General features: G+C 66.3%; 17 protein-coding genes and 2 pseudogenes. 8 read left to right on the top strand and 11 right to left on the bottom strand.

The genetic code is table 11. From position 1 onward, the window contains the following. Positions 1-4: 4 nt before the first annotated feature. From ligA to P1K32_RS10095, 3 genes are all read right to left on the bottom strand, one after another. On the bottom strand, positions 5-2161 hold the full coding sequence (gene ligA / locus P1K32_RS10105) for an NAD-dependent DNA ligase LigA (RefSeq protein ID WP_276249608.1): 2157 nt from the start codon (positions 2159-2161) through the stop codon (positions 5-7). A gap of 38 nt (positions 2162-2199) precedes the next feature. Further along, positions 2200-3312, bottom strand: coding sequence for a pyridoxal-phosphate-dependent aminotransferase family protein (locus tag P1K32_RS10100; protein WP_276249607.1), 1113 nt, complete (start codon positions 3310-3312; stop codon positions 2200-2202). A 158-nt stretch (positions 3313-3470) separates the two neighbouring features. Then, positions 3471-3950 carry a hypothetical protein gene (locus P1K32_RS10095; protein WP_276249606.1) on the bottom strand — a complete coding sequence of 160 codons (480 nt, stop codon included), beginning with the start codon at positions 3948-3950 and terminating at the stop codon, positions 3471-3473. Between the two features lie 80 nt (positions 3951-4030). Here P1K32_RS10095 and P1K32_RS10090 point away from each other — a divergent pair, with 80 nt between their 5' ends. From P1K32_RS10090 to P1K32_RS10080, 3 genes and pseudogenes are all read left to right on the top strand, one after another. Beyond that, positions 4031-4909, top strand: coding sequence for a hypothetical protein (locus tag P1K32_RS10090; RefSeq protein WP_276249605.1), 879 nt, complete (start codon positions 4031-4033; stop codon positions 4907-4909). Positions 4910-5032: 123 nt separating this feature from the next. Continuing rightward, positions 5033-6765 (top strand): annotated as a pseudogene (locus P1K32_RS10085) (excinuclease ABC subunit C). Positions 6766-7068: 303 nt separating this feature from the next. After that, positions 7069-7401, top strand: coding sequence for an ArsR family transcriptional regulator (locus P1K32_RS10080; RefSeq protein ID WP_276249604.1), 333 nt, complete (start codon positions 7069-7071; stop codon positions 7399-7401). 34 nt (positions 7402-7435) lie between these two features. On the opposite strand, the gene P1K32_RS10075 is transcribed toward P1K32_RS10080, so the two are convergent. Further along, on the bottom strand, positions 7436-8119 hold the full coding sequence (locus P1K32_RS10075; protein ID WP_276249603.1) for a helix-turn-helix domain-containing protein: 684 nt from the start codon (positions 8117-8119) through the stop codon (positions 7436-7438). A 99-nt stretch (positions 8120-8218) separates the two neighbouring features. Here P1K32_RS10075 and P1K32_RS10070 point away from each other — a divergent pair, with 99 nt between their 5' ends. The 3 genes from P1K32_RS10070 (at position 8219) to P1K32_RS17680 (ending at position 9755) form a co-directional block, all read left to right on the top strand. Then, the gene (locus P1K32_RS10070; protein ID WP_276249602.1) at positions 8219-8425 is read left to right on the top strand and encodes a hypothetical protein; all 207 of its coding nucleotides are present in this window, start codon (positions 8219-8221) and stop codon (positions 8423-8425) included. A gap of 410 nt (positions 8426-8835) precedes the next feature. After that, on the top strand, positions 8836-9498 hold the full coding sequence (locus P1K32_RS10065; protein ID WP_349682118.1) for a M56 family metallopeptidase: 663 nt from the start codon (positions 8836-8838) through the stop codon (positions 9496-9498). Further along, the gene (locus tag P1K32_RS17680) at positions 9495-9755 is read left to right on the top strand and encodes a M48 family metalloprotease (RefSeq protein ID WP_349682117.1); all 261 of its coding nucleotides are present in this window, start codon (positions 9495-9497) and stop codon (positions 9753-9755) included. The genes P1K32_RS10065 and P1K32_RS17680 overlap by 4 nt, the downstream gene beginning before the upstream one ends. On the opposite strand, the gene P1K32_RS10060 is transcribed toward P1K32_RS17680, so the two are convergent. Further along, positions 9752-10672, bottom strand: a complete 921-nt coding sequence (locus tag P1K32_RS10060) for a hypothetical protein (protein ID WP_276249601.1) — start codon at positions 10670-10672, stop codon at positions 9752-9754. The genes P1K32_RS17680 and P1K32_RS10060 overlap by 4 nt on opposite strands. Before the next feature lie 189 nt (positions 10673-10861). Further along, entirely contained in the window at positions 10862-11704 is an 843-nt protein-coding gene (locus P1K32_RS10055; RefSeq protein ID WP_276249600.1) for an alpha/beta fold hydrolase, read from the bottom strand. A 447-nt stretch (positions 11705-12151) separates the two neighbouring features. Here P1K32_RS10055 and P1K32_RS10050 point away from each other — a divergent pair, with 447 nt between their 5' ends. Together P1K32_RS10050 and P1K32_RS10045 are read left to right on the top strand one after the other, a co-directional pair. After that, on the top strand, positions 12152-13150 hold the full coding sequence (locus P1K32_RS10050; protein ID WP_276249599.1) for a potassium channel family protein: 999 nt from the start codon (positions 12152-12154) through the stop codon (positions 13148-13150). Positions 13151-13264: 114 nt separating this feature from the next. Then, positions 13265-14440: a PQQ-dependent sugar dehydrogenase gene (locus P1K32_RS10045; RefSeq protein ID WP_276249598.1), complete on the top strand. Its 1176-nt coding sequence runs from the start codon at positions 13265-13267 to the stop codon at positions 14438-14440. A 42-nt stretch (positions 14441-14482) separates the two neighbouring features. Here P1K32_RS10045 and P1K32_RS10040 read toward each other — a convergent pair. The 5 genes and pseudogenes from P1K32_RS10040 to P1K32_RS10015 all read right to left on the bottom strand — a co-directional run bounded on the left by P1K32_RS10040 (position 14483) and on the right by P1K32_RS10015 (position 19949). Then, a pseudogene (locus P1K32_RS10040) lies at positions 14483-15720 on the bottom strand (hypothetical protein). A 398-nt stretch (positions 15721-16118) separates the two neighbouring features. After that, positions 16119-16673 carry a DUF302 domain-containing protein gene (locus tag P1K32_RS10030; protein WP_276249595.1) on the bottom strand — a complete coding sequence of 185 codons (555 nt, stop codon included), beginning with the start codon at positions 16671-16673 and terminating at the stop codon, positions 16119-16121. A gap of 282 nt (positions 16674-16955) precedes the next feature. Next, complete coding sequence (locus P1K32_RS10025; protein ID WP_276249594.1) at positions 16956-17126, bottom strand: hypothetical protein; 171 nt, start codon at positions 17124-17126, stop codon at positions 16956-16958. Between the two features lie 29 nt (positions 17127-17155). Further along, entirely contained in the window at positions 17156-17554 is a 399-nt protein-coding gene (locus P1K32_RS10020; protein ID WP_276249593.1) for a type II toxin-antitoxin system death-on-curing family toxin, read from the bottom strand. Positions 17555-17729: 175 nt separating this feature from the next. Next, entirely contained in the window at positions 17730-19949 is a 2220-nt protein-coding gene (locus P1K32_RS10015) for an AAA domain-containing protein (RefSeq protein ID WP_276249592.1), read from the bottom strand. Positions 19950-20081 lie beyond the last annotated feature (132 nt).

The following is a 20081-nucleotide window of genomic DNA, read 5'->3' as shown; positions in this document are numbered from 1 at the left end:
GCCGCTACAGCACGCCCTTCGATTCGAGCAGTTCGACGAACTCGGCTTCCGAAATCATCTCGACGTCGTTTGCCTCGGCGTCGTCGCGCTTTCGCTGGCCCGCGTTCTCGCCGACGACTAGATAGTCCGTGTTACCGGAGACGCTGGAGGTCGCCGACCCGCCGGCTCGCTCGACGAGGTCCTGGGCGTCGCCGCGGGTGTAGTTGGAGAGCGAGCCGGTAAAGACGAAGGTCAGCCCCTCGAGGGCGTCGCCGGTCGACTGGTCGGCGTCCTGTGGGTCGACGTGCTCTAGCAGACGGGAAAGCACTTCTCGGTTGCCCTCCCCCCGGAAGAAGTCGACGATGCTGCGGGCGACGACGGGGCCGACGTCGGGGACGGATTCGAAGGCCTCGAACGCCGCCCGGTCGTCGTCCTCCCCGACGACCTCGCCGAGTGTCACCTGACCGTCGGACGGTTCGTCGTCGCCCTCGGCCGCCTCGCGGATGGTCTCGAAGCGCCCGAACTCCTGTGCGAGATTGCGCGCCGTGACGCCCCCGACCTGTGGGATACCAAGCGCCGTGAGGAAGTCATCGAGCGGGGGCTCGCGGGCGGCGTCGAGCTCGTCGACGAGATTCTGGGCACTCGTCTCGCCCCACCCCTCCAGGTCAGCCAGCTCCGCGACCGACAGCTCGTAGAGGTCCGCGGCGTTCTCGACGAGGCCCGCATCGAGCAGCTGTTCGACGGCCTTCTCGCCAAGCCCCTCGATGTCGAGCCCGTCTCGGCTGGCGTAGTGCTCGATGGAGCGTTCACGCTGGGCGGGGCAGGTGAGCCCGCCGGTACAGAACGCCATGGGGCCATCGCGTTCGACCTGGCTCCCGCAGGCCGGGCAGGTGTCCGGGAACTCGAAGTGGCCGTCGCCGTTGCCCTCGACGACCTCGACCACGTCGGGGATGACGTCGCCGGCCCGTTTGATTCGGACGCGGTCGCCGATACCGACGCCCAGCTCCTCGATGAGCGAGGGGTTGTGCAGCGAGGCGCGGGTGACCGTGACGCCGCCGACCTCGACGGGGTCCATCAGCGCCACCGGGGTGAGCCGGCCGGTCCGACCCACCTGGACGACGATGTCCCGCACCGTGGTCTCCTCCTTCCGGGCGGGAAACTTGTAGGCGAAGGCCCAGCGGGGCGCGCGACTCGTCGCTCCCAGCAGGTCGCAGGCGTCGCCGTCGTTGACTTTGAGGACGACGCCGTCTATCTCGTAGTCGAGGTCGTCGCGGGCCGCCAGCTGTTCGTCGCGGTAGTCGATGGCCGCCTCGATGTCCTCGACCAGGTCGTCCCGGTCACAGACCCGCAGACCCCACTCGGGGAGCCGGTCGTGGATGGCCGCGTGACTCTCGAAGTCGACGCTGGCGTCGAGCACGCCGAAAAAGAAGACGGCGAGGGGTCGTTCGGCCGTAATCGTCGGGTCCAGCTGTCGGAGCGTGCCGGCGGCGGCGTTTCGCGGGTTCGCGAACGGGTCCTCGCCGTTCTCGACGCGCTCGCGGTTATAGGCGGTGAAGGCCTCCCGTGGCATGTACACCTCCCCGCGCACAGCGAGGAAGTCGGGGTAGTCCCCGCGCAGGCGCTGGGGAACGCTGCCGATGGTCCGGACGTTCTCGGTCACGTCCTCGCCGACCGCGCCGTCGCCGCGGGTCGCCGCCCGGACGTACTCGCCGTCCTCGTAGACGACCTCGACGGAGAGCCCGTCGAACTTGGGCTCACAGAAGTACTGTCTCTCGCCGTCGTAGCCGGCGTCGGCGAGCCCCCGCTGGACGCGCTCGTCGAACTCCCGGACCTCGGCGACCTCGCCGCCCTGGTCGATAGAGCCCATCGGCGCGACGTGTTCGACCTCGCCGAGTTCGTCCAGGGGCTCGCCGCCGACACGCTGGGTCGGGCTCCCGTCGGTGTCGAGGTCGAACTCGGCTTCGAGGTCCTGCAGCCGCGAAAAGAGGGCGTCATAGGCCCGATCACCGATGACCGGGTCCGCCTCGACGTAGTAGCGGTAGTCGTGGTAGCGAATCGCCTCGCGGAGCGTGTCGGCCTGTTCGCGGGCTGCGTCCTCGTCCAGTTCCTCGACGGGCGAGAAGTCCGTCTCCGGCGCCTCGACGTAGGGGTTGTCCGGCGGGGTCTGCGCGGCCGTTGTCATGGCCCCGGCTTGTGGCGAGTTCCTATAGAAACCGTCGGTTAGAGGTCCGCGACCGCTTCGATGGCGTCGGTGAGCTCCTTGATGGATTCGACGGTGTGTTCGCCCATGTGGCCGATGCGGAACGTCTGCTCGCCCAGCTGGGAGCCGTAGCCGTTCGAGAACACCATGTCGTACTCCTCGGAGACTTCTTCGATGGTCTCGGCGACGTCGATACCCTGCGTGTTCTCGATGCAGGCGACAGTCTGGGACTCGTAACCCTCCTCGGGGAACATCGCGAAGTGCTCCTCGGCCCACTCGTGGACGTACTCCATCATCTCCCTGTGGCGCTGGTCGCGGCCCTCGTGGGTCTCTTCGAGCATGTACTTCATCTGCTTGCGGTAGGCCAGCATGACCGGAATCGCGGGCGTCGAGTGGGTCTGGCCCTTCCGGTCGTAGTAGTCGAGACAGCGCTGGAAGCCGCCGTACCACGAGGCCTGGTCCCGTTCGAGTTCACGCTCGTAGGCCTCGTCGCTGACGACACAGACGGCCAGGCCGGGCGGCATGGCAAAGGCCTTCTGGGTCGACGCGAAGACGACGTCGATGCCGTGTTCGTCGATGTCCAGGTAGTCGCCGCCGAGACAGGACACCGCGTCGACGACGAAGTAGGTGTCGGGGTACTCGTCGACGATGTCGCCTATCTCCTCGACGGGGTTGCGGACGCCGGTGGAGCTCTCGTTCATCACACAGGCGACCACGTCGTAGTGTTTGTCGCTCTCCTCGAGTTCCTCGCGGATGTCCTCGGGCTTTACGGCCTCGCCCCAGTCGTATTCGAGGCGGTCGACGTCCTTGCCGAGCCGTTCGGCGACGTTGGCGTGGCGCTCGCTGAAGCTGCCACAGGTCGGGACGAGGATATTCTCGTCGACGAGGTTGAGCGTCGAGGCCTCCCAGAACTCGGTGCCGGAGGCGGTGAGGATGATGATCTCGTTGTCGGTGCCGAGGAACTCCTTGGTGTCCTCGACGATGGTCGTATAGAGGTCGGTCATCCGGTCCATCCGGTGGCCGAACATCGGCTGGGCCATCTCGTCGATGACGTCCTCGCGCACCTCCGTCGGGCCGGGGATGTACAGCGTCTTCTCGGGATAATCGCCAGTGTATTCCTGTTTCTTTGTCACGGGAGCCACCTTGGTAGCGGCAGTTACGCGCGGGGCGGCATGGTAGTTTTGATACGACGCTGGCGGTGGCCACATCGGACGGTCAGTTGGAAGCCATTGCCGGGATGTGTCGGATCCGTCCCCGGCGATTCGCCGCAACGTCGTTACACCCGACCGTCTCAGTCGATAGCGCGGGCGATGGCCGACACCACGACGGCGTAGGCCAGCGCCGGCAGGAGGCTGCCAAACGAGAGCCCGCCGGTGCCGGGCACCACGAGCGAGAGCGTCCAGAGGACCAGGGGGGCAACAGCGAGCGCGAGACCGCCCTTCGAGGCCGCCTCGCGAAGCGAGGCCTGTCTGGCGGCGTAGATGCCCGAGCCGACGGCGGCGGCGGCGTAGAACAGCAGCATATTCGGCGGTGTCGCGAAGGGGAGTGTCACCAGTCCGACGATGGCGACGAGGAAGCCGACTGTCGTGGCGTCACTGCTGCCGCCGTCGACCGACTCCTCGTAGTCCGCTTTCTCGGTTGCGCGGTCCTGGACAGGCCGCCCGCTGTCGGCGTCCACCGCGGTCGGAAAGTCCTCCCCGCAGTGCATACACCACGTCGCTGTCGAGCTGACCTTCCCGGCACATGCCGGACAGCGGGGGTCACTGCGCATACAGGGTAGTTCGGTGGGGCGCTGTGTTAGCCGTTGGGGTCGTGGCCAGATTCATAACCGAAGACCCGACAAACAAGGGTATGAGCTGGGTCGATCAGGCGAGGGGTCTCCTCCACAACAACGAGTCGATACGCAAAGAGGTCAGAATCGGGTCGGGTGGCGTGGTCGTAACCAACCAGCGGCTACTTGTGTTCACCCCGGAGCAGCCGGGCGCGAACTTCCGGCAAGTCGACCGGCCGAACGTGGAGTCGGTCGAGCGCCGCACCAGCGGTGACAGGAAGTTCCTCATGCCGGGTCTGAAAGCCGGTATCGTGGGTCTGGTTATGGTTGCGTTCGGGTACGTGTTCAACTTCGACAGCTTCGCCGAGGGTGTCTCCCTGGATAGCGGCACCGGGGCCGCCAGTGCCGTCGGTCTCGGGGGAATACTGGGGCTGATACAGACCGCCATCGAACTGTTCGCGCTGATCGACGAGTTGCTCCGTATCTTCGGCGGCCTGGCACTGGTGGTCAGCGCCGTCGCCCTGGGCGTCTACGTCTGGAGTCGGGAGAACCGAGTGGTCGTCTCGGTCGCTGGCGAGGGCGATATCGAACTGGCAGCGGACGACGATGTAGACGACGCCCTCCTCGACCGCCTGCGGACGGCGATACAGTCAGACGGGGCAGTGCCGGCAGCCACGTCGGGCGGCTTCGTCGAGGCGTCCGCCGAGTCGGAGGGCGACGACTCGCTCGGTGACAGTCTCGACTTCGGTGACGGGACCGCGACCACGGGCCAGGGCGCCGGTGAGTCACTCGACCCAGAACCGGTGTCCTCGGCGACGGTCGAGGGCAGTGAATCGCGCGAATCGGGCCCCGTCGACGGGGACACAGTCGAGAATGTGCTCGACGCGATGGACGACACCGGCAGCGAGAGAACGTCAGACGACGGAGCGCTCGACCTGACGGACCCCAAGGACAGCTGAGACGGGGTCCCGTAGCGTAGTTCCGGATTGTCCCGCCCCTGGAGTCGGTTCATACCGGTACATCACGGCAACGGTCCGTATATGTCGTGACGTTCAACACTGCCGAGCGCCTACCGACGCCCGATGGACCGAGGGAGCGTTCGCCGGCGGGCCACCGAGTTGCCTGACGAGCCGGGCGTCTACCAGTTCGAAGACGACGACGGCCGGGTCCTCTACGTCGGGAAAGCAGTCTCGCTGCGCGAGCGGGTCCGCTCCTACAGCGACCCCCGCAGCCGGCGCATCGCCAAGATGGTCCAGCGGGCGGCGGTGCTCGATTTCGCCGTCACGGAGACGGAGACGCAGGCGCTGTTGCTCGAAGCCAATCTGATAAAACGCCACCGGCCGCCCTACAACGTCCGGCTGAAAGACGACAAGTCCTACCCGCTGGTCCAGCTGACCGACCACGCCGTCCCGCGCATCGAGGTGACCCGCGACCCCGACGACGGCGCGACGGTGTACGGCCCGTTCACCGACAAGGGGCGGGTCGAGACGGCCGTGAAAGCCCTGCGGGAGACCTACGGGTTGCGTGGCTGTTCGGACCACAAGTACTCGAACCGCGAGCGGCCCTGTCTCGACTACGAGATGGGAATCTGCACCGCGCCCTGCACGGGCGAGATTACGGAATCGGCGTACGCCGCCGACGCCGAGAGCGCGAAGCGCTTCTTCGAGGGCGAGGTCGGCGTGCTCGCGGACCCGCTCCGTCGAGCGATGGCCCAGGCCTCGGCGGACCAGGAGTTCGAGCGGGCCGCGAACCTGCGGGACAAGCTGGGGGCCGTCGAGGCGCTCCACGGCGAGGGCGACACCGCCGTCAGCGACGCCGGGAGCGGGGCCACGACAGACGTGCTCGGGGCCGTCATCGAGGGCGACCGGGCCGTCGTCGCGCGGCTCCACGCCGAGGGCGGGAAGCTTGTCGAGCGCGACCGGTACACGCTCGACGCCCCGGACGGCGAGGGCCCGCCGGCGTCTATCGGGCCTTCATCCCGCAGTACTACGCCGAGCGTCAGCTCCCGAGCAGGATTCTCTGTTCCGAGGACCCCACCGACCCGGAGATAGAGCGGTGGCTCGACGCGGAGGGTGTCACGCTGCGAGTGCCCGGCGCCGGCCGGGAGGCGACGCTGGTCGACCTGGCGCTGAAGAACGCCCAGCAACGCGGCGGGCGGACGGACGGCGTCGGCGCGCTGGCCGACGCGCTGGGCATCCCTCGACCGGAACGCATCGAGGGGTTCGACGTGAGCCACGCCCAGGGGAAAAGCGTCGTCGGCTCGAACGTCCTCGCCGTCGATGGTGACCCGGACACGAGCGGCTACCGGCGCAAGAAGCTCACCGAGCGCAACGACGACTACGCCAACATGCGCGAGCTCGTCCGATGGCGGGCCGAACGCGCACTCGAGGGGCGGGACGATCGCCCAGACCCGGACCTGTTGCTCATCGACGGCGGCGACGGCCAGCTCGGGGCCGCCCGGGACGCGCTGGCCGAGACCGGCTGGGACGTGCCATGCGTTGCGCTCGCGAAAGATGAGGAACTCGTGATTACACCGGAACGGGTGCACGACTGGGACGACGACGCCCCGCACCTCCATCTCCTCCAGCGCGTGCGCGACGAGGCCCACCGCTTCGCCGTTCAGTACCACCAGACGCTTCGCGACGAGGTCTCGACGCCACTGGACGACCTCCCCGGAATCGGCCCGGAGACACGCAAGGCCCTGCTCCGTCGGTTCGGCAGCGTCGAGCGCATCCGTGCGGCCGACCGCGGGGAACTGACTGCAGTCGACGGCGTCGGCGCGGCCACAGCGGAGACGATTCAGACACGGCTCTGAGGGCCGCAGTAGCTTCCTGACGGTGGATTCGATGGTCTTCGCTGTGGGGAGGATATCGAGCGCCATAAATTGCATTTCGCGATATAAAATTGCGTTCACGGGCGCCAGTCGGCACAGACAGCCACCTCGACCCCGACAGCAGAGCCGCGGTCCGAACTCGGTGGCAGATATCGGCAGTGTCACCGCCGATAGCTGCCGGTCCAGGCATTTGCGTTCGATATTGTCACCAGTTTCTCAGGACCAGCATGGTGTGCCATAGGATGCCTTTAGGCAGGTTACAGGTGAAGTTGTCTCGTGTCGACCGTGTCAAAATCAGAGACGGATACGAAGTTGGGTCACGCTCTCGAAGCGCTGTCGGACCGCTACCGGCGGGAGTTGCTGCTGGCGCTTCTCATAGAGAATCCCCAGGACGACGACGACAGGGACCCACTGGATATCATCGAACCGCCGGAGGAACCCGACGTGCTCGAAACGGAACTGTTCCACAAACACCTCCCGAAACTCGAGAGCATGGGCTACATCGAGTGGGACCGGAACACCGGGCAGATAGCGACGGGCCCGGACTGGGAGGACATCGCGCCAGTCGTCGAACTCATCGCCAACCACCAGGACGAGCTGCCCGAAGACTGGGTCTAGCGGACGAACTGCGCGAGAACGGGGGCCAGACGGGTCACGTTTCGGGGGAGCCGAACTCCTCTTGTTCCTCGATCGCTGCGACCAGTGAATTGTCCACGAGCGACACGATAGCGCGCCGCAGGCGCTCGGTCACCGCCTGGTCGGAGATGTCGAACTCGTCGGCCAGGTCCTGCGTGGATATCTGCCGGGGCAGCGAGTAGTAGCCGCCCCGCACCGCCCGAACCAGCGTGTCCCGCTGGCGCTGTGTCAGCCCGTAGAACGGCCCGCTCTCGGGTCGGGTCGGGTTGTAGATGCGACCGACTTCCAGCGAGATACCCGCCTCAGAACAGTACTCCTTGAAATCGCTCAGGGCCCCGTGAGAGTGAAATCGGAGCTCGAACTCCCACGTGTCCGGGCCGCCGGTGGCGCCGAGCAGATGGGCCCGCATCTCTTCGATGCCGGTAAACAGGCGGTCCTGGGAGACGTCCCAGTCGAGCGCGAACAGCGTCCGGTCCTCGTACGAACTCACCTTCTGGATGTCTTGCACGGTGGGGTGGCGCTGTACCGCCTCCCTGAACGCCCTGCTCTCCTCGGTGCCGTGGATAGTGAAGAAGGGCACAGCCTGTTCCCCGAGCGGGACCAGATTCTCGAGGACGATGCTCCGTCCACCGGATACATCTAGAATCTGTCCCAGTTCAAATGCGTCAGCGGGGACACGCAGATGCGCGATAACGCTCATTTCGTATTGCTTTGCCTGTTACGGGTAAATATAGGTGGCATGGTTGACCAACCTAGGAATTTTGCATGATATATCATGCTTACCGGCAGACCTCCGGGTATGAACGACGACGACAAATCGGCAATCACTATCACGAGTCCCGACCAGTTCGAGGCCGCCATCGTCGAACCGGCCATCGAAGCGGCGGTCGACGTCCGCGGTGCCTGGGAGTTCCAGACCCGCGGCTCGACCTACGACTGGAGGGCAACGTCATCGAGCTGGCGAAACAATTCGACGACGAAGAGAGCTAATACTGCTGCTGTATAGACCGACAGTTACTGCTATCCGGGAGTGACGAATATCGGCACGAACGTCGAGCCACAAGTCTACGGTCATTGCGTGCTGACGACTGTGTTTTGGTACAGCTTCAGAGTGTGAACAGCCAGAAAGCCCCGACTGGCTGAACTCGGGGTGGTTCGAGAGAGCACCGCTCTCTCGTCATCCCGAAAATCTTCGATTTGCGGACGAACTCGCTGTGCTCCTCACTGCGTTGCGGTGCTTGCGTCGTCCGCCGTCGCTCAGCCAGCCGCCCCTTTCAGTCCCACCCGGAGCCGGTTGCTCAGCCGGCATGGGCGGGACTGGGGGCTTTCTGGCTCTCGGTATCAATCGCTGCGCAATCAAATGCGACCATCCCAACCGACCCAAGCGATTTTTCCGGTCCACACGTAGCGGTCAGCATGGCTCTCGGGCGACGGCTCGTGCTGGGGCTGGTGGGACTGGGGACGCTCGTCACCTATCTCCTCGCCGGCGTGGTCGGCTACCGGCTGCTCAGCCTGCTGTGGGCCCAGCGGCCGTCACCGGCGGTCGTCGTCGCCATCGTGCTGGGCACGGCGGTGCTCTTTGGCGTCCTGAGCTACTGGACCGGAACGGCACGGCTCAAGCGGTCCCTCGACGCGGTGGTGTTGCCACGCTCGCGGGCGCCGGCGCTGTACCGGCGATACGACCGGCTGACCGACCGGATGCGGGCCGGCGAGCCGTCGCTGCTGGTGGCGCGCCTGCCGGTGCCCAACGCCTTCGCCGTCGGCGGACCCGGCGGGGCCATCGTCGTCGACCGGCGGCTCTTTGCCCTGCTGTCGCTCGACGAACTGGAGACGCTGCTGGCCCACGAACTCGCGCACTTCGAGCGCCGTGACGCCCTGGTCCAGACGCTGGGGTACAGCCTCACCCAGAGCGTCGTCGGGGTCGTCGGCATCCTGCTCTTCCCGGTCGTCGTGCTCACCGGCGGCATCGCGCGGGGGTCGCCCTGCTCCGTGGCGACCCGGAGTCGTGGTCCCAGTCGTGGCTCGGGCGGACCCACCGCGGCGCGCTGGGCGCCATCGCGCTGGTGGGCTTTGCGGTGACACTGCTCGTCCTGTCGTACTCCAGACGGCGCGAGTGGGCCGCGGACGACCGGGCCGCGACGGTGACGGGCAACCCCCTGGCGCTGGCGCGGGCGCTGGGGAAGATAGAACGCGCCTCGACGCCGGACCTGGGCCCGCTGACGCCGCTGTACGTCCACGGGACCGAGGAGAATCCGCTCTCGCGGCTGCTGTCGACGCACCCGCCGATGGACGCTCGTATCGAGCGGCTCAGAGAGCGGGCGCGACAGCGCGTCTAGGTGTCGAGCAGCGACGCCAGCGTCCGGCGCAGCTCCCCGGTCGTCGGGCTCTGGGGGACCTGTGCGAGCAGATCCTCTCGCAGCGCCGAGAGCGCCCCGTCGACGCCGAGGCCCCCCAGTCGGTGGCCGTGTTTCAGCGCAATGCGTGGCGAGACGTCGAACAAGAGGTCCTGCTTGCCGATGGTCGAGTGGGTGATGACCAGCGCCTCGACCGCGCTGTCGACGAAGGCCGACCGCTCCCCGTCGGTCCCGACGCCGTCGAGCGCGGCCGAGAGGAGCCCTTCGAGACGGTCGGTCCGCTCGGAGAGCGCGGGCGGAGCGGCGAGCGTCGTCGTCCCGTCGGGGTGTTCGGGGGTCATGCTCTCCCGGGGCGCATACGAGAGCGTGGCCCCGCTGACCGGCGCCGTCGCGTCCGGCAGCGGCGACGTGAGCCGCTTCGAGGGCCGGGTGTCGGTGAAGACGACGTGCAGGTTCGCCGGGTCACCGGCGGCCTCGTCACCCTCGGCGGGCTGGTCGTATCCCCGCCACAGCGCCTCCCGGAGCGTCCCCGGCACCGGGCCGGTGTCGCCCCGTAGTTCGACGTGGAGCACGACCGGCCCCTCGCCGCTCCGGTCCAGGACCTGCCAGAGCGTGTCGACGCTGTCCCGGGCGAGCGGCGACAGTCGGTAACAGGGGCACTCGCGTGCATCGGCGAGCAGCCGCGCCAGTGCAAGCCCGCGCCAGCCGGTCAGGTCGGCGACGTACACCCACGGGAGGGCGTGGACCGGGCCGAGCGTCGTGTCGCCAGCCGTCGCCTCGAGCGTCCCCGGCACCAGGTCGAGGTACGCGTCGAGCGTCCCCATCTCGGGAGCGAAGTAGTCCGCGACCGCCGCGGGGAGCGCCGTCTCGACCGTACAGTGGGGCGGGACCGATTGCATATGCGCGACCTTCGGCTGTCGGGCGGAAAACACTGGCGCGGCGGCCATACGGCGAGCGAGCAGCCACAGTTTCGAATTCCGCGTGGGCCGGCCAGTCGCCGACCAGACCGATTCGATATTGCGTAATGTGGTTTATCACACGATAGCCGGGAAGCGGCTATGGAACGCCTCAGTGGTCCCGAAAGCGTCTCAGACCTCCGAAAGCTCCGACCTGACCAGCGAAGCCACGGCGTCGGGGTTCTCCCGGGGCGCCCAGTGGGCGCAGTCCTCCAGCACCGTCAGCTCGGCCTCGGGAACCCGGTCGGCGGCCCGCCGGGCCCACACCACCGGAAACAGCTCGTCGTGGGCGCCGTGGATGAACTGCGTCGGCATCGAGAGCTCGCTGAATCTGTCGGTGAAGGTCGTCCGGTAGCCCTCGCGGGTGACCTCTGCGTCCCGGAACCGCCGGAACGCCGCCCCGGCCGTGGGCCGCTGTACCTCCCGGTAGACCGCGTCGACGGCCGCCGGAGGCAGGCTGTCGAGATCGTGGACGATACCGTCCAGACTCGCACTCGTGAGTCGGCGACTCCGCCGGAAGGCGGCGATGGCCAGTTTGTTGAACACCTGGACACGGGCGAGAAGGTACGATAGGAGCCCGTTCGGGAGCTCCCGCCCCAGTCCGTAGGGGTCGATGGGAATCAACCGGTCGACCAGGTCGGGCCGGTCGAGGGCGACCTGTATCGCCACGCCGCCGCCCATAGAGAGCCCGACGAGCGTCACTGGCCCCAGGCCGAGTTCCTCGAGCACGTCAGCGACGACGCCCGCGTGGCGCGGTATCGAGTACGGACCCGGCGGCAGGTCGCTCTCGCCGTAGCCAAGCAGGTCCGGCGCGACAACGTGGTGGTCGGGCGCGAGCCGGTCGATGACCGGCGGCCAGGAGACGCTCGCGGCGTCGATGATACCGCCGTGGAGCAAGACGACAGGCGACCCGTCACCGGCCTCGCGATAGTGGATTCGGGGCCCGTCAATCGTGACAGTGCCGTCTGTTACCATACTGAGACTATCTGTCCCACACACTGAAGCATTTCGCCGTCTGGATAGCAGAAAGCGCTGTTCGCCGTCGAATCTGTGTTTCGGGCGAGAGTGGTGGTAAACTCCTTTTCGCTATATCAAATGGCACTGGTCGCCGCCGGGACAGCGCTGCCAGAGTCGGTCCGACAGCGTGCCTGGCGACGAAACTGCGTGTGCATCCCACGGCATATATGTCAGTGTAGGACAATATCTCGGTGTGGTTCCGCCCCCACGACTCGGCCGAGCACCCCACCGCCGGGGGTCGCGTCCACAACCGACTCGCACCCGCAGGGACCCGACGGCCGGTCGACAGAGTGCCCAGAGCGCCACGCCGCGTACCGGCGGGTCCGTCTCGCGGTCCAGCGTCGCCGGCGACCGGTCGCGTCGGGACGGCCGCGACCCGTATCGACCGGGACGCGGGGGCCACCGGTGACCCTTCTGCCTCTCCTCGCCGGCCTGTCCCTGCTCTGTCTCGCGATTGCCGACCTCCTCTGGACGACGCTCTGGGTCGAGGGAGGCGCGGGGCCGCTGACGGCCAGAGCGATGCGGTGGACCTGGCACGGCGTCCGCCTGGTCGGCCATCGCCGTCGGCACCTGCTGACGGTCGCTGGCCCGGTCGTCCTCCTGCTTTCCATCACGCTCTGGCTCGGCTTGCTGTGGGCCGGGTGGACGCTCGTCTTCGCCGGCGTCGAGGACGCTATCACCGACACGCTCGGCCCGGGCCCGATATCGTGGACCGAGCGGCTCTACTTCGTCGGCTACTCGCTTTTCACTCTGGGGAACGGTGATTTCGCCCCCCGGGACGGCCTCCCACAGATGCTGACCGTTCTCACGACCGCCAGCGGGATGCTGTTTATCACGCTCATCGTCAGCTACGTCATCTCGGTGCTCGACGCCGTCACGCAGAAGCGCGCGCTGGCCAGTTCCGTCAGCAGTCTCGGACAGCACGGCGAGGCTATCGTTCGGACGGCGTGGGACGGTGAGAACTACTCGGCGCTCGAACTGCCGCTTTCCTCGATAACGTCGGACATCAACGAACTCACGACGAACCACCAGGCCTACCCGATACTCCACTACTTCTACACCGACGACCCAACGTTCGCGACGGTCCGCAGTATCGCGGTGCTTGACGACGCGCTGACCATCCTGCAGTTCGGAACCCCGGCCCCACACCGACCCGCGGCCGCGGTCGTCCAGAGTGCACACCGGAGTGTCGGGACCTATCTCGACACGGTCGGGTCGTCGTTCGGCCACAGCGCCGACACGGCACCCGACGTGCCCGACCTGTCGACCCTTCGCGAGGCCGGTGTCCCGACTGTCGAGGACGGACAGTTCCGCCGGTCAGTGGGCGACGTGTCTGCCCGGCGCAAGCAGTTGCGCGGGCTCCTCGACGCCGACGCCCGCAAGTGGCCGGTGGCCGAGGAGTGACCCGCGCGGCTGGCCCGCCCGCAGCGACGGGTCCCACCGGTCGCCGTCGTCGTGCAGCCCCACCGGGCCAGTGTGAACGACGTTAACAACATCGAAGCCACATAGGTAGATACGATGGACAGACGTGCGTTCCTCGCCACTGGCGGGCTGACACTCGCCGGGGCACTCGCGGGGTGTAGTTTCGGCGACAGCGGCCGACAGACTGACACTGCTGACGGCGACGTCGAAGTCGAAACCGTCGCCGAGGGGCTGGAATCACCGTGGAGTATCACGCCGCTTTCCGACTCGTCACAGCTCCTGGTCACCGAGCGGGTCGGCCGCGTGTCGCTGGTCGAGCGGGACTCGGGCACGGTCACGGCCGTCGACGGGGCCCCCGATGTCTACGTGTCGGGCCAGGGCGGGATGCTCGATTCGACGCTCCACCCCGAGTACCCGGACGAGCCCTGGGTGTACCTGACCTACTCCGGGGCCAACGACAGCGGCGAGTCAGCCACCCATCTGGGTCGGGGTCGGCTGAACGTCGGGCAGGCCCGATTCGAGACGTTCGAACAGCTCCACGTCGCCGAGCCGTTTGTCGACTCCGACGCGCACTTTGGCTCCCGCGTGGTGTTCGGGCCCGACGGGCTGGTGTACGTGACCGTCGGTGACAGACAGTTCAAGGACTTCGGCCCGGACCACGTCGCCCAGGACACGACCAACGAGCTCGGGACCACGCTCAGACTGACGCGAACGGGCGAGGTGCCCGACTCCAACCCCTTCGTCGACGACCCGGACGTGGTCGACGCTATCTTCAGCTACGGCCACCGCAACGCCCAGGGGATGACGGTCCACCCCGAGACGGGCGCTATCTGGCAGGCCGAGTTCGGCGAGCAGGACGGCGACGAAATAAATATCCTCGAAGCGGGCGCGAACTACGGCTGGCCGGTCGCCGACGAGGGCTGTACCTACGGCGAGGGCGAGCCCATCGGCGTCAGCCACGAGGACCGCGAGGACGTCGTGGGCCCGGTGTACTCGTGGCCGTGTGGCTCGGGCGGGTTCCCGCCCAGCGGCGCGACGTTCTACACCGGCGACGCCTTCCCCGACTGGCAGGGCGACCTGCTCGTCGGCGGGCTCGCCTCGCAGTATCTCGCCCGGTTCACCGTCGACGGCCAGGCAGTCGAGGAAGCACCGGGACTGCTCGAGGGGCGGGACTGGCGGATACGCGACGTCGTCGTCGAACCCGACAGCGGCCACCTGCTGGTGATTGTCGACTCCCCCGACGCGCCCGTCGTGCGGCTCCGTCCGGCCTGACGCAGTCTCGATACGGCCGACGACTCGTGCGCCCGGGACGGCTTACACCCGCTGACGGAGCGCCCACACGTCCGCGGTCGGGTCGAGGTTGCTCGGCTCGGCCCCGCGCTCGGTCAGGATGCCGGTGTGATACAGCATCGCCTTCAACTGGAAGACGGTCGGGGCGTGGTAGCTCCGGCCCTCCCGCAGCGGCGCCGGGCGGAGGTCGCCCTCGGCCGTGAGCGTCCGGGCCCGGACGTCGTCGTCACCGCGCAAGAATAGTTCGACGGTGAAGGTCGGATGCACCTCGTGGAGATACCGGACGAGTTCGACCAGCGTCGGCCGGTCGAACCCGTCGGCGTGCAGGGTCTGGAGCTCCTCGACCAGCAGTTGCGTCGCCGGATAGGCGAACACGACCCGTCTGGCGAGGTCGGCCCACGCCGGCGCGAGGTCGTAGAAACACTGTGCAGAGCGATACCACTCCTCGAACTCGCACAGCGCGCCCTCGACGTCCCCGTAGCGGGCTATCGCGAACCGGACGACCTCCCGGCCAAGCGGCGTCAGTTCGACACCGTCGGGCCGCTCCGCGACGAGGTCGAGAAACGCCGCCCCGCGGCGGGCGTCGTCGAAGGCACGGACGACTTTGTGGTCCGCCAGCAGCCGCTCGGTCGGCCCGTCGGCGTAGTGGGCCAGCGGATAGCCAAGGTAGTTCTTGGGATGGTTCAGGCCGAACGATTTGTCGGCCACTCCCTGTGCACTCGCCTGGAACCGAATCGCGGTCGCCTCGTCGGTCGCCCGGTTCCCCACGACGCGGGGCCGCTCGACCGGCTCGACGCGTCCCGAGGCGTCGACGCCCAGCACGCCGACGTTGAGTTGCCGGGCGAGCGTGCGGTCCGTCTGCGAGACCGCGTCGGCCGGCACGGCGACGTAGGCGGCGTTGGCCTCGTTCAGCCGGTCGTACGCCTGGACGATACCCCGCTCAGTGTCGACCCCACGGTCGGTGACGCCCTTGGCCTCGACGGCGACCAGCGGCGCGCCTCGCCCAGCCGGTCGACGGCGAGCAGCTCCGGCTCCAGCGTCCGGACGCCGACGAGGTCCGGATAGCCACTCCCCACACGGACGTGGTTGAACGGGGCGAGCGTCTCCCTGACCGACGCTTCGATGGCCTGCCCGGCCAGCCACTCCCCGCCGGCGAACTGCGTATCGACGACGGCGTAGGTTCCCGACTGGTCGTCCTCGGGAAAGAGCCGCCGCTTCGCGTGGGCGAGCACTTGCGGTTCCGAGAGCGCGGCGCTCGACATGCACCCACCATCGGGAAGGCCCGTAATGAACGTTGAGGATGGGTCGGGGCCGAGAATCGACGGAATGGCGCAGGTAACGTCGTACTGGAGCGCAGGTAGCCCGTCGTCGCAAATGTGTGGCCGATACATACCGAACAAGCGTATAAGATGAACTCCGGCGTTGGTGATGGTACACGGTACCATGAAACACAAACAGATGGCAGTACTCCGGAAAGAATGCGCTGGCGGGAACGACCGAGCGTGCGCGACGCTTGAACAAGTGTGCGAAAGCGGCCGCGACGAAGCCTGTCAGTACATTCCCCGAACGGAGTATCGCGTCCCTCGACCGAACCGACGCCTGCGACGGATTATTGGAGCGAGTCCCACGACACCACGCGAACCGACAGCGTTCCATACAGTTAGCCGCCCTGGCTCTCGCCCGTCGCGAGTCCGTCGAGGACCGACCGAATCTGTGCCAGTCTATCGCTCTGGCCGTCGATACCATGGCGCTGGGCGAGATACTGGGGGTCGTTGTAGGCCACCATGGTCTGCCCGTCGTCGCCCCACACGAGCAGCTTCTGTGGGAGGTCGATAGCGACCGTCCTCGACGCCTGCATCAGCGGTACCCCCACGGCCGGGTTGCCGACGAGCAACAGCGTCGTCGGGGGCAGTTCGGCGTCGACCGACGCCGCGTTGCCAGCGTGGTCGATAGTCGTCAACAGCGTCAGGTCACTCGCCTCGATATCGGCTGTAATCCGGTCGACGGTCGACTCGACGCTCCCCTCGGCAGTGACTGTGACGAGGCCGTCGTCGCCCGATTCCGGCGTGTTCGTGTCTGTCTCATTCTGGGTCATGGTCTCTGGCGCCGTCCGCGATGGGGACGACAGCCCACTGCTACCGCCCTCCGTCGAGCAACCCGCGAGCCCGGCGAGGCCGCCAGCGCCGAGTAGCCACAGCAGTGTCCGTCTCTCCATCGAGTCGTACTATCGCCTCACTGACACATATTACTTACCCAACATTTAGGCGAGAGGGCAACCGGTGCTGGCGGCCAAAGAGTGTGAAGTCAGATGGGCCCTGCCGGGGATACTCCAGAACGTGCTAGACCGTCAGCTAGCTTTACAGGACTATTAGACGGTCCAAAGCCCGCGATTAGCAACGCTCGTATTGCTGTGTAGTTCACTACAGCAAGCAGTCGCCGGCACTACAGAATCAAGCTACGTATGGCGATTCACCACAGCCATCAACACCAATCCGTCTCACTCGTCTTCGAGTGCGGCGTAAATCTCAGCGTGGCGGCGTCCGTCTAGTTTCCCCATTTCGAGGGCGATTTCGCGGCGTTCCTCGTCACTCTCGGCAGCCTGATACCGCTCGTACAACTGGCGAACCTCGTCGTCGACCGCCGTCGAGGAATCGGTGCTGGACGCCATTGTTCAATTGTACTCGGTGTGTCCGTTTATCAGTTGTGACCGGCACAGGCGCGGAAGTAGATGACTGCAGTGTCTATGTCGACCGCGGCTTCGTCGGTTGCGAACCGATGTAAGAGGGCTCGAATTTCGTCACCATAGTCGAACGTGTAGCCGTTCAGCATGTAGAAGACGACTACCGTTCGGAGTGCTGTTCGTTTGTTCCCGTCGACAAAGGGATGCTCCGCAACGAGCAGCCGCATCAGATGGACCGCTTTCTCGTGGATCGTCTCAGGAACCTCTCCGAAGAACCCCTCCGAAACGTACTGCAGTGCGGTTCCAACCGCGTCCTCCGACCGAACTCCCGGTTCTGTGGCGTCACCTTCTGCCACGATCTGCTCGTGAAGACCGATGATGAGTTCGACAGAGGGATACGCGATGTAGCTGGTCACACACTCGACTTTTCCACGCTCCTCGTTAACCGTTTCTCAACTGCCGAAGGGAGTCGTTCCAGGCGGCACTGGCGATGCTCGACCGGTCGTACGACGACCGCAGCATCAGATACCGGGGGACGGAACGGCGACGATCACGAGTTTCTACGACACCGAATGCGGACAACTTTCGTTTTTACACAGGAATGAACGCGGGGTCAACGTGGTTCAGTCGGCCAGTCGTATCGAAGTAGTCGTGGAAGTCCTGGTACAGCTCGGTACACTTACCCGATACGTCATAGCGGAGCGTGTGGAAATCGCCGACGACAGCACAGTAACGCTGGGCGCGCGTGAGTGCGACGTTGAGTCGCCGTGGGCCGTCGACATCTCGCCCGAGAAAGCCGATCTCGCCGTCGCTGTTGCTGCGGACCAAGGAGAGTAGTATCGCGGACTTCTCGCCACCCTGGAAAGAGTCGATGGTGTCGACGGTGATGTCGTCGGCCGCCGCGACGTGGTCGTCGAGCAGGTCTGAGACAAGGCGGACGTGAGCGGAGTAGGGTGTGATGACACCGATTTCGCTGGCTGGAACCTCATCGAGAAGCTCCTGAACGAGGTGGACGACGAGCCGTGCCTCCGTCTCGTTAGCCCGGGAGTGATCGTCGATGTCGACCGACCCGCCGACGTTGTACCCCTCGATGGCCGGTCGGTCGGGAAGCGGGTCGATGGTTCTCCCGTTGCGGAGCGTTCGGTCGTAGAACTCGCGGTTGGAGAAGTACGCGATGTCGCGGTGCATCCGGTACTGCGTTTTGAGTTGCAGGCCGACACCCTCGTAGACGCCACCAGTGGCGTAGAGGTGCTCGAACAGCGACAGCCCATAGCTCGATTCCGGCGGGTCCTCCGTCGCGCTGAACGGCGGGAGCTGCCGGTGGTCGCCGGCCAGCACGACGCGGTCGGCACGAACCAGCGGGATGCACGACGCCGTACACGTCGACTGCGTGGCCTCATCAAGGACGAGTAGGTCGAAGTCGCGCGGGATAGTGGCTGCGCTGCTGTTCGTCGCGGCCACGACGTCGGCTCGGTCCTCGACGTCGGCGTACCCCCGGCGGACGAGCGACGAGCGGGACCGATTCGCGTTGACGCGGTCGAGGACGAACTCGCCGTCGCCGTGTTGCCCGTGGGCGTGCAGTGACTGCGCGTCGAGGTCGTTCGACGTGGAGCCCCCGAGCAGGAGATTGTCGAGCGCCTGGTTCGAGTCGGCACAGACGAGGACGTCTTCGCCGGCGTCGACGGCACGGCGAACGATCTCGACGAGGGTCCGAGTCTTTCCGGTTCCGGGCGGCCCGTGGATACAGAACAGATCGTCGGCAAGCAGTGCGTAGTCGACAGCGAGCTGCTGTTCCTGGTTCAGTTCGGTGTCGAAGGGGTCGCTCTGGGCGGCCGCCTCGTTCGAGAACGTCACCGGGCGCTCGCCAGCGAGGATTTCCCTGGCCGAGTCAGTTCGGAGTTCAGCGATGGCGTCTAGTTCCCGATCGAACGGGACCGGGTTCAGCAGCGCCGACAGCCCGAACTCACCGCCGTTTTTCAGCGTGCTTCCAACAGCCGCGGACTCGGCGACGCTGCTCCAGTCGACGGTAAGCCACAGCGTGAGTCCGCGGATTCGATCGACAGTTGCAGGGATGGGAAACGCGTCACTCGTCGCGCCCTCGTGTCCGTGCAAGAGCACCTCGTTGCCCTGGTAGATGCCGAACTCGTTTTCGACGAAGTACGCCCACTGTCCGTCTCGCTTGTCCTGACGTGACTGGTCGAGGTCGACGCGGAATTTGTACATACCATCGTCCTGGCCGCGACACGAGAGCGAGGGAATCGCTGTCTCATCCCGGGCACACAGGGCTCGCGCCGACGCGTTCCGTGCGAGTTCCCGGTTTCCATCCCGCGTCGCGTCTCGTTCCGCCCGCACGTAGGCCTCGAACTCGTCCAGCAGCAGCCCGGGGTTAGTCGGATTCCGTGGCGCTTCCTTGTCGTCGAGCGGGGAGTCGTACCCCGGCGGATACGTGTTCGGGAGATAATCGGAGTGCCAGAACCGAATCCGTGTCGCCAGTTCCGTCTGGCCGAACTCCGCCGCAGGCACCGGTTCGTAGTCGCCGTCCCGTTCGACCAGGAAAATCTCCCCACGAACCTCGTGATTGGTGTAGGCGACGTACTCGTCGGTCGGGACTGCGCTGTCGGGTTCGTGCAGCGGGATGCAAATCCAGTCCCGGTCCGGATGGGAAAGCGAGTCGTGATGCGCAGCAAACGCCGCGATAGGTCGGACAGGAGTCGTGTTATCTGTCGGGTCGAGGTCGCTCGCGTCCGTTGCCACGAGCGACGCGCTGTCCGGTGAAAACTGACTCACGGCGTGTTCGAACAGCAGTGACATCTAGCGTGTACTGTATGTGGGACAGTGATATCTTATAAAGTGTTGTCTTGACGCTGCTCAGAACATACTCGAAGTCTCGTTCGTGACCCTCGAGCCAAATCACACTATGTCCGACTAGATTTAGAGTCTATG

This window comes from Haloarcula rara (assembly GCF_029338235.1).
GTDB classification, from domain to species: Archaea; Halobacteriota; Halobacteria; order Halobacteriales; family Haloarculaceae; genus Haloarcula; species Haloarcula rara.
This window is presented reverse-complemented; position numbering and strand designations above follow the sequence as displayed.

Coding starts and splice junctions, on each gene's coding strand:
- ligA (WP_276249608.1), bottom strand. CDS start 2,161: ATGACAACGGCCGCGCAGACCCCGCCGGACAACCCCTACGTCGAGGCG.
- P1K32_RS10095 (WP_276249606.1), bottom strand. CDS start 3,950: ATGCGCAGTGACCCCCGCTGTCCGGCATGTGCCGGGAAGGTCAGCTCG.
- P1K32_RS10090 (WP_276249605.1), top strand. CDS start 4,031: ATGAGCTGGGTCGATCAGGCGAGGGGTCTCCTCCACAACAACGAGTCG.
- P1K32_RS10075 (WP_276249603.1), bottom strand. CDS start 8,119: ATGAGCGTTATCGCGCATCTGCGTGTCCCCGCTGACGCATTTGAACTG.
- P1K32_RS10070 (WP_276249602.1), top strand. CDS start 8,219: ATGAACGACGACGACAAATCGGCAATCACTATCACGAGTCCCGACCAG.
- P1K32_RS10065 (WP_349682118.1), top strand. CDS start 8,836: ATGGCTCTCGGGCGACGGCTCGTGCTGGGGCTGGTGGGACTGGGGACG.
- P1K32_RS10060 (WP_276249601.1), bottom strand. CDS start 10,672: ATGCAATCGGTCCCGCCCCACTGTACGGTCGAGACGGCGCTCCCCGCG.
- P1K32_RS10055 (WP_276249600.1), bottom strand. CDS start 11,704: ATGGTAACAGACGGCACTGTCACGATTGACGGGCCCCGAATCCACTAT.
- P1K32_RS10045 (WP_276249598.1), top strand. CDS start 13,265: ATGGACAGACGTGCGTTCCTCGCCACTGGCGGGCTGACACTCGCCGGG.
- P1K32_RS10030 (WP_276249595.1), bottom strand. CDS start 16,673: ATGGAGAGACGGACACTGCTGTGGCTACTCGGCGCTGGCGGCCTCGCC.
- P1K32_RS10025 (WP_276249594.1), bottom strand. CDS start 17,126: ATGGCGTCCAGCACCGATTCCTCGACGGCGGTCGACGACGAGGTTCGC.
- P1K32_RS10015 (WP_276249592.1), bottom strand. CDS start 19,949: ATGTCACTGCTGTTCGAACACGCCGTGAGTCAGTTTTCACCGGACAGC.